This window comes from Bifidobacterium sp. ESL0819 (assembly GCF_052606245.1).
The window spans coordinates 1,551,992-1,564,689 of sequence record NZ_CP199587.1 but is presented as its reverse complement, the minus strand read 5'-3'; the positions used below and the strand labels follow the sequence as shown (position 1 = coordinate 1,564,689).

At 60.2% G+C, this 12,698-nt stretch carries 10 protein-coding genes and 4 tRNA genes; 9 read left to right on the top strand and 5 right to left on the bottom strand.

All coding sequences use genetic code 11. From position 1 onward, the window contains the following. Positions 1 to 125 precede the first annotated feature (125 nt). Both hrcA and dnaJ read left to right on the top strand, forming a co-directional pair. Positions 126 to 1,193, top strand: a complete 1,068-nt coding sequence (gene hrcA, locus ACUIAD_RS06605) for a heat-inducible transcriptional repressor HrcA (protein WP_110452093.1) — start codon at positions 126 to 128, stop codon at positions 1,191 to 1,193. 83 nt (positions 1,194 to 1,276) lie between these two features. Further along, complete coding sequence (gene dnaJ / locus ACUIAD_RS06600; RefSeq protein ID WP_445343119.1) at positions 1,277 to 2,413, top strand: molecular chaperone DnaJ; 1,137 nt, start codon at positions 1,277 to 1,279, stop codon at positions 2,411 to 2,413. On the opposite strand, the gene ACUIAD_RS06595 is transcribed toward dnaJ, so the two are convergent. Continuing rightward, positions 2,406 to 3,200, bottom strand: a complete 795-nt coding sequence (locus tag ACUIAD_RS06595) for a fructosamine kinase family protein (protein WP_445343118.1) — start codon at positions 3,198 to 3,200, stop codon at positions 2,406 to 2,408. The two genes, dnaJ and ACUIAD_RS06595, sit on opposite strands and share 8 nt — an antisense overlap. Before the next feature lie 145 nt (positions 3,201 to 3,345). Between ACUIAD_RS06595 and ACUIAD_RS06590 the strand changes: the two genes are divergently transcribed. Together ACUIAD_RS06590 and ACUIAD_RS06585 are read left to right on the top strand one after the other, a co-directional pair. Beyond that, the gene (locus ACUIAD_RS06590; RefSeq protein WP_445343117.1) at positions 3,346 to 4,221 is read left to right on the top strand and encodes an undecaprenyl-diphosphate phosphatase; all 876 of its coding nucleotides are present in this window, start codon (positions 3,346 to 3,348) and stop codon (positions 4,219 to 4,221) included. A gap of 671 nt (positions 4,222 to 4,892) precedes the next feature. Further along, on the top strand, positions 4,893 to 5,546 hold the full coding sequence (locus ACUIAD_RS06585; protein WP_110452090.1) for a helix-turn-helix transcriptional regulator: 654 nt from the start codon (positions 4,893 to 4,895) through the stop codon (positions 5,544 to 5,546). Positions 5,547 to 6,199: 653 nt separating this feature from the next. Here the strand turns inward: ACUIAD_RS06585 and ACUIAD_RS06580 are convergent. From ACUIAD_RS06580 to ACUIAD_RS06565, 4 genes are all read right to left on the bottom strand, one after another. Next, positions 6,200 to 6,272, bottom strand: a tRNA-Val gene (locus ACUIAD_RS06580). A 31-nt stretch (positions 6,273 to 6,303) separates the two neighbouring features. Beyond that, positions 6,304 to 6,375: transfer RNA gene (locus tag ACUIAD_RS06575), tRNA-Val, on the bottom strand. Positions 6,376 to 6,398: 23 nt separating this feature from the next. Continuing rightward, a tRNA-Cys gene (locus ACUIAD_RS06570) sits at positions 6,399 to 6,469 on the bottom strand. A 27-nt stretch (positions 6,470 to 6,496) separates the two neighbouring features. Further along, positions 6,497 to 6,569: transfer RNA gene (locus ACUIAD_RS06565), tRNA-Gly, on the bottom strand. Between the two features lie 162 nt (positions 6,570 to 6,731). Here ACUIAD_RS06565 and ACUIAD_RS06560 point away from each other — a divergent pair. From ACUIAD_RS06560 to ACUIAD_RS06540, 5 genes are all read left to right on the top strand, one after another. Continuing rightward, a complete protein-coding gene (locus tag ACUIAD_RS06560; RefSeq protein ID WP_445343116.1) occupies positions 6,732 to 7,568 on the top strand; it encodes a PAC2 family protein in 837 nt (278 codons plus the stop codon). A 76-nt stretch (positions 7,569 to 7,644) separates the two neighbouring features. Continuing rightward, positions 7,645 to 9,690, top strand: a complete 2,046-nt coding sequence (thrS, locus tag ACUIAD_RS06555; RefSeq protein WP_445343115.1) for a threonine--tRNA ligase — start codon at positions 7,645 to 7,647, stop codon at positions 9,688 to 9,690. A 3-nt stretch (positions 9,691 to 9,693) separates the two neighbouring features. Further along, positions 9,694 to 10,368: a phosphatidylinositol phosphate synthase gene (pgsA, locus tag ACUIAD_RS06550; RefSeq protein ID WP_110452087.1), complete on the top strand. Its 675-nt coding sequence runs from the start codon at positions 9,694 to 9,696 to the stop codon at positions 10,366 to 10,368. A 4-nt stretch (positions 10,369 to 10,372) separates the two neighbouring features. Beyond that, a complete protein-coding gene (locus ACUIAD_RS06545) occupies positions 10,373 to 11,383 on the top strand; it encodes a phosphatidylinositol mannoside acyltransferase (protein WP_110452086.1) in 1,011 nt (336 codons plus the stop codon). Next, positions 11,358 to 12,665: a glycosyltransferase family 4 protein gene (locus ACUIAD_RS06540; protein ID WP_445343114.1), complete on the top strand. Its 1,308-nt coding sequence runs from the start codon at positions 11,358 to 11,360 to the stop codon at positions 12,663 to 12,665. Before ACUIAD_RS06545 ends, ACUIAD_RS06540 begins: the two co-directional genes overlap by 26 nt. Positions 12,666 to 12,698 lie beyond the last annotated feature (33 nt).

Sequence of the window (12,698 nt, the reverse complement as noted above, 5' to 3'; positions counted from 1 at the left end):
CGATTACCTTCGCATTGCGTTTCCATGGTATCGGTTTGAGACGACACAATTTGGCTCTTCGCGCGACGTTTTGGCACTCTCACAGCCCGAGTGCTAATAATGAAACCATGACGGAAGGAGCGACATTGCCTAATACCAGACGCATGCTGGTGCTACGCGCGGTCGTTGAGGACTATATTCGTTCTCGCGAGCCAGTAGGGTCGGGCTCGCTCACCCGAAATCATCAGCTCGGAGTCAGCTCTGCCACCGTCCGCAACGACATGGCGGCCTTGGAGAGCGAGGGCTACCTGGTTCAGCCCCATACCTCGGCCGGGCGTATCCCCACCCAGAAAGGCTACCGTTATTTTGTCGACAGGCTGGCCACCATCGTGCCCCTGTCAGCCGCCCAGCGCAGAGGCATCAACGCCTTCCTGTCCGGGTCGGTCAACTTGGAGGACACCCTTCAACACGCAGCCCAGCTTCTGGCCCAGATCACTGGACAGATCGCCGTGGTGGCCTCACCCTCCCTGGCCAGCTCGAACCTGCGACGGACCGAGCTTATAGGGCTGAGCCGAGGGACCATTTTGATGGTTGTCATCACCGACACCGGCCGGGTGGTTCAGCGCACCCTGCACGGACCACTTCAGGATGACCCGAACGCCCTGGCGGGCCTGTCCGACCAGATCAACAAGCAGTGCCAGGACCGGTCTCTGGACCGTGCCGCTGATCGCTGCCGCATGCTGGCTGACTCTCTTACCGAGGGCCGTGACAAAGCTATGCTGCTTCTTGTGGCCACCGTCTTCGACGAGATGGCCACCCAAGAACAGACCAGCGGCCTTTATATGGCCGGCACTTCTCAGCTGACCCACAGCCAGGCTGTCTCTTTGGGGGACTTAGGCTCATTGTTGGATGCCCTTGAGGAGCAGGTGGTGCTCATGCGGCTTATGCGGGCCCAGAGTGAGCTTTCACGCGAAAGCAATGGGGTCAGCGTGGCCATCGGCACCGAGACCCGAACCCCTGAGCTGGTACATGCGTCAGTGGTGACCAGCGGGTATGGGCACGCACGGCCGACAGACGGTTCCGAGTCCGACGAGCCTGTGGCTTTTGTGGGATCCATTGGCCCGACGCATATGGACTATCCAGCGACTATGAGCGCGGTTCGGGCCGTGGCCTCCTACCTGACTGGCTTCCTGGCCGGCGACGGAGAGCCGTGACCGTCAGGAAACGGTATACGTCATATGTATCGTAGGCCTGTGCGACCATTGGTCGAGAGGGCATCAAACGAAAAGGATGATCGGTGGCAGATTACTACGAGGTTTTGGGAGTTGAGCGAGGCGCGAGCGATCAGGACATCAAGCGTGCCTACCGCAAGATGAGCCGCAAGTATCACCCGGACATCGCCGGGCCTGAATACGAGGATAAGTTCAAAGAGGTCAACAGTGCCTACGAGGTGCTTTCCGATCCTGAGAAGCGGCGCATGTATGATGCGGGCGTGGACCCCAACAACCCACAGGCCTCCCAGGGGGCGAGCGCCTTCGATATGGGTGACGTTTTCAACCAGTTCTTCGGCGGCGGTTTTGGCGGGGCCACCCAAGGGCCGATTCCGCGTACCCAGCCCGGTCGGGATGCTCTGGCTCAAGTCTCCGTGAACATGAAGACAGCCATCTTCGGCGGCGTGGTGCGGACACCCATCAGCACTTACGGCCTCTGCCAGGAGTGCGGCGGTTCGGGAGCCCAGAAGGGGACTTCCCCAATAACTTGCCCGGTCTGCAACGGCAAGGGTTACGCTCAAAAGGTTGTACGGACGCTATTGGGACAGATGATGAGCCAGGCCCCCTGTGAGCGTTGCCAGGGCCACGGCACGATCATCGAGCACCCATGCCCGGTCTGCGACGGCCACGGCCGTGTGCGAACCCGGCGTGAAGTGGGTGTCAATGTGCCCGCAGGCGTGGCTGACGGCTCTCGACTGCGGCTGGCCTCCCAGGGCGAGGTAGGCGAGGGAGGCGGCGCGGCTGGCGACCTTTACGTGGACATCACCATCAAACCCGACAAGCGATACACCCGCAGCGGCCAGGACCTGCATTGCTGGATTGCCGTGCCCATGACTTGGGCGGTCCTAGGCCATCAGGTTGAACTTGAGACCTTTGACGGCCACCGTAAGGTGGAGATTCCCGCCGGATGCCAGCCTGACCAGGAGATCACCATCAAGGGTCTGGGCGTAACCCGTCTGGGCAACCGGGAGGAGCGTGGCGACATCATCGTCCACGTGCTGGTCCAGATCCCTACCAAGCTGGACGAGGATCAGCGCCGCCTCATTGAGGACTTCGCCGACAGCCACGATTCTGACGCTACCCAAATCCCGCAGAGCGCCAAGCCTGCCGGAGTCGGGGGCCGCAAGGGGATCTTCGGCAAGCTCAAGGACATCTTTAGCTGAGCAGCGATCGGCACATGGACCGGTACTCGCTCACATAACCGCCGCCGAAGAAGGCGCAATGCCCGGCTATGGCATAGAGCTGCCAGAGCGTGGTCCGATTCTCGTAGCCGGCCGCCAGCGGATGCACGCTCTGGTAGCCGTCCAGAATCTGGTCCAAATAAGGGATCCCAAAGAGCTGCAGCATGGCCAGATCCTCCTCGCGGTGACCGCCGTGGGCTGCAGGGTCAATCAGGACGGCCTGCGTGTTCCCATCGTTTCTGGTCCACATGACGTTCCCGCTCCACAGGTCCCCGTGCACCCGTGCCGGCTTGTCATCGGCGGCAGTGCCCAGCAGCTCCGGCAGAGCCTGGATCACCTCTTCGGTCGTCCTCTGGTCCTCTCGGTTCAGGGCGTGCCGTGCCATGGCCATACCCACCATGGGTTCCAGACGCCCCCTGCCCCAGTACGTGGCCGGATCATTCCAGGCCCCTACATCCATGGGCAGCGGATCCTGCAGGGGTCCGAAGTAGCAGGTACCCGTGTAGCCATCTGGAGCAGAGCCGAAGTGGTCGGCACCTGCATCATGCATGTGGGCTAGCTGGGCGCCGAAGCGATAGGCAGCACCCGGCGTGGGGGAGGCGGAGGTGATCTCCTCGATGTCCAGGTAGCCCGGGCCCCAGTCGTAGACGTCCACAACCCGGGGACCGCCCTGCTCCTGGGCTTTGCCCAGCCATTGCAGCCCGCGCCCCTCACACTCGAAGAATCCCGATGGGGCTCCGCCCCTGGATTTTCTGTAGGTTTTGGCCATGATAATCCACACCCCTATTCGTCGAGTCGTCGATTCCGACAAGATCCATTGTGGGCATTCTGCGAGACATGCTGCGCCCTTGGTTCACTCTGCCCTGCGCGATGGCTATGCTTGCCATTGTTGTCCGAGAGAGCAAGAGGAGTCCATGAATTTCTTCGAAGCCATTCTATTTGGCCTGGTCCAGGCCTTAACGGAATATTTCCCAGTCTCATCCAGCGCCCATATTCGCATTGTGGGCGGCCTGCTGGGCCAGGACCCGGGTGCGGCCTTCACAGCCATCATCCAATTCGGCACGGAGCTGGCGGTCCTGCTCTACTTTCGGCATGACATTATTCGCATACTGACTCACTGGTTCCGCTGCCTGACAGGCAAGGACGGTTCCTCTTGGCGCGAGCGTATGGGCTCCAAGGACCATGACGCGGCCCTGGGCTGGTACATCATTCTCGGGACCATGCCCATTGTGGTGGCGGGTCTGCTCTTTCAGAAGGTAATCGAGACCAAGCTGCGCAACCTCTGGATCACCGTCGTGATGCTGATCGTCTTCGGCCTCCTGCTGGACTACTTTGACCGCCACGGTCGCCAGAACAAGGAGATCCGCCAGATGAATGTCAGCGACGCCCTGCTTTTCGGCATCGGGCAGATGCTGGCTTTGATACCTGGTGTATCCCGCTCGGGAGGCACCATGACCTTCGGCCGTGGTCTGGGCTACACCCGCGAAGCCGCTACCAGGGTCAGCTTCCTCATGGCCATCCCCGCGGTCTTCGGCGCTGGCATCCTTGAGACAGTTAAGTCCTTGAAGAACATCAACGCTGATGCTGCCTTCCCCGGTTGGGGAGCCACCATCTGCGCCACCGTAGTCAGCTTCCTGCTGGGATACATTGTCATCATCGCCTTTTTGAAGATCGTCTCGCGCTTCTCCTACCGGGGATTCGTAATCTACCGTATCGGGTTGGCCATCTTTGTGGCCATCATGCTCATGGTTGGCGCTCTGCCCGCCGTGGGTGGCGTAGCGGCCAGCTGAGCCCGGGGACAGGCAGGCAGACTCTCTAGGCAAGGTAATGGTGTGATTTTGATGTGTTGACCGTAGCCTAAAGGGTAGGAATCAGTACAAGCACGAAGATTATTTGAGTTCCCAATGAGGAATTCTGAATCTTGCGAGGGTTCGTCTTGATTTCATCATCGACAACATCGCCTTTATCTTCAGGAAGCCCATCAAACAGGATCTCACCCCCACAGCTCACTGGACTTCAACAGCAAGCCTGGCCGCCGTTCATTCACCATGCCAAATTGATGAACAGCCCCGTGTGGCGTCCTTGGTAACGACGCCGTCAGATCGGCTGACGCCAAAACACGCGCTCATGCTCGCATTGCTCTTGCATTGTGACCTAGGATCGTGACAGGCAGCTTTTCCATAAAGCCAAGTTCGAACGACTGGCCGAGTATCGAAAAACAAAATTCACCCACTCTTTTGCGTTACCATAAGAACCCCTTTCGAACTTCGATGCTCCTTCGGTCATAGTAATCGTTCGTACTAACCGCAAGGCGCAAGAGAAGGTCTAATATACGAAATTAGAGGAGGCCGATTGGCTGGTATGGAGGTGATGGACCATATCACGCCATCCAATACCTTTCGCTTCCCGCAGCACCAACCGGTGGCTACAAGCTGCCCTGTTAGGATGTTGAGGATCAGTTATGCATTTCACCGTAGACAACCTTGAAGAGGTATTTCCCCTGGCAGAATTCATAGCCGATTCCTTCGGTCCCATGGCCGAGATTACCGTGCATGACATCACACGCCCGGAGAGTTCCATAGTCTTCATCCGCAACGGCCAGCTCTCTGGACGTACCTTGGGCGATGGCGTGACCGACCAGACCCGACAACTGGCCATACGAGCCGACCATGGCGGGGCCGACTTCGTCTCCGACTACCGTGGGCGATGCTTGAACAAGCACGAGTTTCGCGTCTCCTCCTACCTGATCCGCGACCAACAGGAGACGGTCATCGGCCTGCTCTGCATCAGCATCAACATCACCGAGCTACAGCAAGCAGCCCATGTGCTGCAGACCCTGACCTCGATCGACTCAGACGATGTACAGATCTCCACAGAAGCTTCCCGCAGCCACATCAGTCAGGAGCCCGAGGAGAATATCCGCAGGATCACCAGAGAGGCGATCCGTCAGTTCGACATCCCTATGGACAAGTTGACCAAGCAGGACAGGCTGAACATCATCAGTGACATTAAGGAACGTGGCATCTTCCTGATCAAGGGTGCTGTAGGCATCGTAGCCCCCGAGCTTAGGATATCGATTCCCACCCTATACCGATACCTGCAGGCCCTGAAATGAGGGCTTATAAGTAAGGCCTCCGGCGGCAGGAGAGGGGGGTATAATTCTGCGCCGCCGGAGGAGCTTTACAGCACGGCCGCCGCTATTAACGACAACCGGAACGCGGCCAAACAAACAGACCACGCAAGTATTACTTGGATAAAACAGGAAAACCACAGTTCCCTCAAGCTGTGGGTGGATTACAGATTCAACCAGGCTAGCAATGTTCCTTCATTGGCCTAGGCCTTTCTGCATCATACTATCACCTCTTCAAGGACACGCCCGGTCACTCCTGTTTCTGTCAGATCCCCCGATCTGTTCCTAAGAGCAAATTATCACAAGTCCCCGGACATGCCAAACCTGAGGTTCGCTTTCCGGCTCTAATGCGGATTTTACCTGCCCTTGGCAAATCCAACAAACCGTGAACATTTCAGGGCGGGGGAGGGCTAAACAAGTGATAGCTGAATGTGATCGCCATAAGCAAGTCTGGGCACCCGACCTCAGTCTGGATGGTAAAGAGCAGCAAGAAAAAGTAAAAAATATTTATTAACAAAACGTTTGCCGCAGAAATCTACGGGTTAAAGATCGTTGAGAGTTTAGAAAGTTTGTAAACTAACAATTACTGACTTGTAACATACTGTACAAAAAGAAAAGGCTTTGGAGAGAGATCCAGGTGGGCGATGCAGGAATCGAACCTGCGACCCCTTCGGTGTGAACGAAGTGCGCTAGCCGCTGCGCCAATCGCCCGGATTGGGAAAGACCACCGAAGTGATCCTCGTGGGCGATACTGGATTCGAACCAGTGACCCCTTCCGTGTCAGGGAAGTGCGCTACCTCTGCGCCAACCGCCCGGGTCATTCTCGTTTCGAGAGAGAGGTGGGTACGAGAGTCGAACTCGTCTATACGGCTTTGCAGGCCGCTGCCTAACCGCTTGGCTAACCCACCGTATTGGTTAAACTGCTCGAAACCTCGAGCGGGCAACGGGACTCGGACCCGCGGTCTCGACCTTGGCAAGGTCGCGCTTTACCAACTAAGCTATGCCCGCACACTCAACTTCCACCGTGGTGGTGACTGCTGAAGCACGTTGCACTACTGTAGCGTAGACCCTCTCACTTGGCAAAAAGAGCGTGTCGCCGCCTTATAGAGCCACCCTCTGCTGACGGCAAAGCCATGCAGGGCAGGGCTTCCGACCGGTAGGGTGAGAGGTATGAGTGAAGAAGCCAGGCACAGGCAACACTGCACCATGGTGGCCGCCTTCGACGGCTGGAATGATGCATGCTCAGCCTCGACAAACGTCATCCGCCACCTGCTGAACGCCTACGATTCCCACGAAGTTGGCAGCATCCCGGGCGACGGGTTCTACGACTACCAGATGTCACGACCTATGCTTTGCCATGTACAGGGCAGACGTCGGATCATCTGGCCCTCCACCAAGATTTATCGGGTACAAATAGATGACGCCCATACTCTTCTGCTGGAAATGGGTCCGGAGCCCAACTACCACTGGAGCGACTTCTGCCGACGCAGTATCCACTGGGCCGAAGACGAGGAGGCGGATACCATCATCACTCTAGGCGCCATGTTTGCCGACTGCCCCCACACCAGGCCCCTGCCCATAGACGATCTGGCGGGTGACCAGCCCAAGACCGACACCGACGGCCACTCAGGCCCTATAGGCATTCCCACTGTTCTGGATGCCTTGGCGACTCAGGACGGCTACAGCACCGAGTCCATCTGGGTCTCCGTGCCCCAGTATCTAGGCAGCGACGAATGCGCCCAGGGAACTCTGCAGCTGCTGCACAGGCTTTCGTCCATGTTGGGCGTCCACCTGGACGAGGGGGATCTGCCCCGCAAGGCTGCCGAATGGAAGGCCCAGGCCGGGGTGCTTCTGCACTGCAACGACGACCTGGCCAACTATGTCCACCGTCTTGAAATGGAAGTCGACCAGTCTCAAGTGGATGAACCAGCCGCCGAGGAACTGGTCCGCGAAGCCGAGGATTATCTGCGTTCCATGGGCAACAAAGGCCCTTTCTTGTCTGAGTGACGACCTAGGCTGTGGCTCGATAACCATGTCCAGCCTGCACCCTGTAACGCGGGCTCCGATAGCAAGGACGGCATTCATGACACAGTCGAGCATCTCCATCATCGTCAAGGGCGAACGGAAGGAGGTGGCGGCGGATCAGACTGGCATCCAGCTTTTTGCTGACGACAAGGACATTATCGCCGTTGACCTCAACGGGCAGCCACGCGACCTCTACACTCCCCTGCACGAGGGCGACAAGGTCGAGCCCATCACCCTGGAGAGCGACCAGGGACTGGCCATCATGCGGCACTCGGCGACTCACGTCATGGCTCAGGCCGTTCAGGAAATCCGCCCGGATGCCAAGCTGGGCATCGGCCCGGTCATCAAGGATGGCTTCTACTACGACTTCGACGTGGACAAGCCCTTCACCCCAGACGACCTCAAGCAGATCGAGCAGCGGATGAAGCGGATCATTAAGTCCTCCCAGAGCTTCCGCCGGCGCGTGGTCACCGAGGAGGAAGCCCGCAAGGAGGAAGCTGGCCAGCCCTACAAGCTGGAGCTGATCGGTGCCAAGGAGGCCGAGATCAACGGCGAGGAGGCCACCGAGGTAGCCACTGGTGGCGAGCTGACCATGTACGACAACTTGGACCGCGAGGGCAACACGGTCTGGAAGGACCTTTGCCGAGGCCCCCACCTGCCTAATACCCGTTACATCCGCTGCTTCAAGCTCATGCGCACCGCCGCAGCCTACTGGCGCGGAGATGAGAAGAATCCCATGCTCCAGCGCATCTACGGCACCGCCTGGGCCAGCAAGGACGACCTGAAAGCCTACACCGCACGCCTGGAGGAGGCCGCCCGCCGCGACCATCGCAAGCTGGGAGCCGAGATGGACCTCTTCTCCTTCCCGGATGAGATCGGGCCAGGTCTGCCCGTCTTCCATCCCAAGGGCGCGGCCATCATCAACGCCATGGAGGACTACTCCCGGCAGATGCACCGGCGCAACGGCTACTCCTTTGTGCAGACCCCGCACATCACCAAGGGCCACCTCTACGAAATCTCGGGCCACCTGCAGTGGTATAAGGACGGCATGTACCCGCCCATGCACCTGGACGAAGAGAAGGATGCCGACGGCAAGGTCACCCGCCAGGGCTTCGACTACTACCTGAAGCCCATGAACTGCCCCATGCACAACCTGATCTTCAAGTCCCGCCAGCGCTCCTACAAGGAGCTACCCCTGCGGCTGTTCGAGTTTGGCACCGTCTACCGCTACGAGAAGTCCGGCGAGGTCCACGGTCTGACCCGCGTGCGCGGCCTGACCCAGGACGACTCCCATATCTACTGCACCCGGGACCAGATGAAGGGTGAGCTAACCAACCTGCTCCAGTTCGTGCTCAAGGTGCTGAAGGACTTCGGTCTCAACGACTTCTACCTGGAGCTGTCCACCAAGGATCCCAACAAGTTCGTCGGCTCCGACGAGGTCTGGGAGGACGCTACCAATACCCTGGCCGAAGTGGCCAAGGACTCAGGTCTGGAACTGGTTGACGACCCCGAGGGCGCCGCCTTCTACGGGCCAAAGATCTCCGTGCAGGCACGAGACGCCATCGGACGCACCTGGCAGGTTTCCACCATACAGCTGGACTTCAACCTTCCTGAGCGTTTCCAGCTGGAGTACATAGCCGCCGACGGTTCCCACCAGAGGCCGGTCATGATACACAGGGCCCTCTTCGGATCCATCGAGCGCTTCTTCGCCATCCTTCTGGAACATTATGCTGGCGCCTTCCCGGCCTGGCTGGCCCCGGTTCAGGTGCAGGCCGTGCCTGTTGCCGATGAATTCGCACCGCATCTGGAGCACCTGCTGGAGGACCTGCGCGACGACATGGTCCGCTGCGAGATCGATCGCTCCGACGACCGTTTCGGCAAGAAGATACGCAACGCAGCCAAGTCCAAGGCCCCCTTCATCCTGATCGCCGGCGAGGAGGATGTCTCTAGGAACGCCGTATCCTTCCGTTTCCGAGACGGCAGCCAGCTCAATGGCGTACCTGTGGACCAGGCCCGAGCCTGGATCAACGAGGCCATCAAGGTCCGTGCCCAGATCAACTCGGCGGATGACTTCCGAGCGAACACCTCCTGCCGTCAGGACTGACCGATGTTCGAACATCTACGGCGCCCTTGGAAGCGCATCATCGCCCCCATCGCCCGCGGCCTGGTCCATCTGGGCGTGAGTGCCAACGGCGTCACGATCATCGGAGCCGTAGGCACTACACTGGTCGCCATCGTGACCGGGTTCACCGGCCGGCTCCTGCCCGGGGCCATCGTCCTGGCTATTCTGGTGGCCTTCGATTCCCTTGATGGTTCCGTGGCCGCGCTGACCGGCGGGGGCACGCAGTTTGGAGGCTTCTTGGATTCCACCCTTGATCGGATAGCCGACTGGGCCGTCCTGACCGGAGTCATCATCTTTCTGCGTCGCCACGAATTGGCCTGGCTGGCTGATGGCAGCCACCAGGGTCCCGACATCTGGGCCCAGGCCGGCATGGCTGCTGCGCTCTTTGCCATCATGACCTCCTTCGTCACGTCCTACGCCCGGGCCCGGGCCGAGGCCGAGGGCTTCGAGGCCAAGAACGGCATCGCCACCAGGTCTGACCGACTGGTCATCATCCTGGTGGGCATGGCCCTGACGGGGGCCGGCCTGCCCCTGGCAGTGCTCAGCTGCTTCCTGGTCCTGCTGGCCCTCCTGGGCATCGTCACCGTTTGGCAGCGGATCAGCCACGTCGCCAAGGATATGAGCCGAAACCCGCAGCCCGCCAACCCCAACCACGAGTGAACCAATGCCGGACCGACTGCTCATCTTTCTTGCGCAGCACGCGCGCCTGGTGCCCGAGGGGCTCCTGCGCGGCCTCTTCCTGGCAGCAGCCGACCTTTGCTGGCTGCTGCGGGTGGGGGGCGTCAGACAGCTGGAGCGCAACCTGGCCCACGTCATGACAGAGGCCGACCACCACGTTCTAAGGCAGACCTCACGCAAGGGCATGCGCTCTTACTTTGTCTACTTCGTAGAGGCGCTGACCGTTGGTGCCCGCACCAAGGAGCAGCTGCTGGCACGCATACACGGTGGCGGCAGCGCCTACCCGGATCCAGCCAAGCGCGACATCGGGCTGCGCTCCCTGCCCATCGGCATGGGTCACCAGGGCAACTGGGACTACGCAGGCTTCTGGGCTTGTTCCACTGTCGGCCAGGTCACCACGGTGGCCGAGCGGCTGAGGGACCAGGGGATGCTCAACACCTTCGCGGACATCCGTCGCCGCTTGGGCATGAACATCCTGCTGACCGGTGAGCCGGACATCACCGGCCGTCTGACAACCCTGTTGCGTAAGCCTGACCAGGTGGTGCCCCTGCTGGCCGACCGCGACCTGAGCCGCCGAGGCGTCTTTGTCAAGGCCTTCGACTCCTGGATTCGCGTGGCCGCAGGTCCTGCCGTCATTGCCCTGGATGCCCGTCTGCCCCTCTATACCGTGAATATGCACAGGGAAAAGCTGACGGGGGAGCGCCGGCGGCAGGCTAAGGCTCCCTACGGCTATGTCTGCCAGGTGGACGGGCCCATCGCCATCGAACCCTACCTGGACATGCCCCGGGAGCAGGCCATCAACGACCTGACCCAAGCCTGGGTGGACCAGTGGGCCCAGGGCATTCGCGAGCATCCCGAGGACTGGCACATGCTCCAGCCGATTTTCCTTGAGGATCTGGATCTTTCCCGGATGCACGACCTGCCGGACTTCATCCTGGCCCAGGCATCCAAGAACAAGGGAGGTGACGGGCATGAAGGCACCCGAGCAAAAACCTGAGCAGGAGACAGAGCGGGCCGCCATCAAGGCGCCCCTGCGGGTGGGTATCATCTCGCCCTACTCTTTCGAGACCCCAGGTGGCGTCCAACTGCACATCCGAGACTTCGCCAGACATCTTATGGACCGTGGCCACCAGGTGCAGGTACTGGCCCCGGGCCGGCGCACCCAGGACATGCCCCTCTGGGTGCATACCACCGGCTCCTCCTTTTCCATTCCCTACAACGGATCCGTGGCCAACCTGAGCTACTTTGGCGTGGCTGGCCACAAGACCCGGCAGTGGGTCAGGCAGGGCCACTTCGATATTCTGCACCTGCACGAGCCCGAGGTGCCCTCCCTGAGCCACAAGCCTCTGAGGCCCGGATTCATTCCCTGCCCCTATGTAGCCACCTTCCACGCGGCTTTCGATTCAACCCCGCTGGCTTTGAGGCTGACCAGGCGCTACCTGCGCCGATACCTGGCCAACATTAGCCAGGCCATCTTCGTCAGCCCCTCGGCCATGCAGAACGCCAAGAATCTGCTGGAGCCGGGCATACCCAGCCAAATCATTCCCAACGGCATCGAAACCGGAACCCTGCGCAATGCCCAGCCGCGCCCAGAATGGCAGGGGAGCGAGCGGCAGCCCACCATCGGATTCCTGGGAAGGATGAAGGAGGAACGCAAGGGGTTTAAAATCCTGGCCCAGGCCGCACCCGCCATACTACAGCGCGTGCCCGGAGCCCGCTTCCTTTGTGCTGGCGACGGCCAGACGGAGGCCCGGAAAATACTTGAGGCCGTCGATCCCGGACTGGCCCAGCACTTCACTTTCCTTGGTCGGATCAGCGACGAGGACAAGGCTGCCTTCTACCACAGCCTGGGCATGTATGTGGCCCCGCAGACCGGGGGGGAGAGCTTTGGCATCGTTCTTGTCGAGGCCATGGCTGCAGGATGCCCGGTGGTTGCCTCGGACCTTCCGGCCTTCAAGGATGTCTCCCAGAACGGCTATAGCGCGCGTCTGTTCGCCACCGGAGACCCCCAGGACTGCGCACGGGTGGTCCTGGGCCTGCTGGACGACCGAGCCACGCGCCTGGATCTGGCCTCATGCGGAATGCGCCGGGCCTGTGACTATGACTGGGAACGGGTCACCGACCAGGTACTGGATGTCTACGCCCGTGCCCTGGCTGCCCGGCCTGATCATCGCCGTGGCCTGCTGGGCAGACTGGTGGGTCGTAAGGCTGGTTCTCCTTGCGATGAAGCCCCACGGAAGGGCTCCAAAACCCGTAAAATTGTCAAAGAGCGGAACTAGAATTCCATTCGTTTACGCATTCGTACCGTCAGG

Excerpts from the sequence above, each read along its gene's own strand:
- ACUIAD_RS06585 (WP_110452090.1), top strand. The coding sequence starts at position 4,893 with ATGCATTTCACCGTAGACAACCTTGAAGAGGTATTTCCCCTGGCAGAA.
- ACUIAD_RS06595 (WP_445343118.1), bottom strand. The coding sequence starts at position 3,200 with ATGGCCAAAACCTACAGAAAATCCAGGGGCGGAGCCCCATCGGGATTC.
- ACUIAD_RS06560 (WP_445343116.1), top strand. The coding sequence starts at position 6,732 with ATGAGTGAAGAAGCCAGGCACAGGCAACACTGCACCATGGTGGCCGCC.
- pgsA (WP_110452087.1), top strand. The coding sequence starts at position 9,694 with ATGTTCGAACATCTACGGCGCCCTTGGAAGCGCATCATCGCCCCCATC.
- ACUIAD_RS06545 (WP_110452086.1), top strand. The coding sequence starts at position 10,373 with ATGCCGGACCGACTGCTCATCTTTCTTGCGCAGCACGCGCGCCTGGTG.
- ACUIAD_RS06540 (WP_445343114.1), top strand. The coding sequence starts at position 11,358 with ATGAAGGCACCCGAGCAAAAACCTGAGCAGGAGACAGAGCGGGCCGCC.
- thrS (WP_445343115.1), top strand. The coding sequence starts at position 7,645 with ATGACACAGTCGAGCATCTCCATCATCGTCAAGGGCGAACGGAAGGAG.
- ACUIAD_RS06590 (WP_445343117.1), top strand. The coding sequence starts at position 3,346 with ATGAATTTCTTCGAAGCCATTCTATTTGGCCTGGTCCAGGCCTTAACG.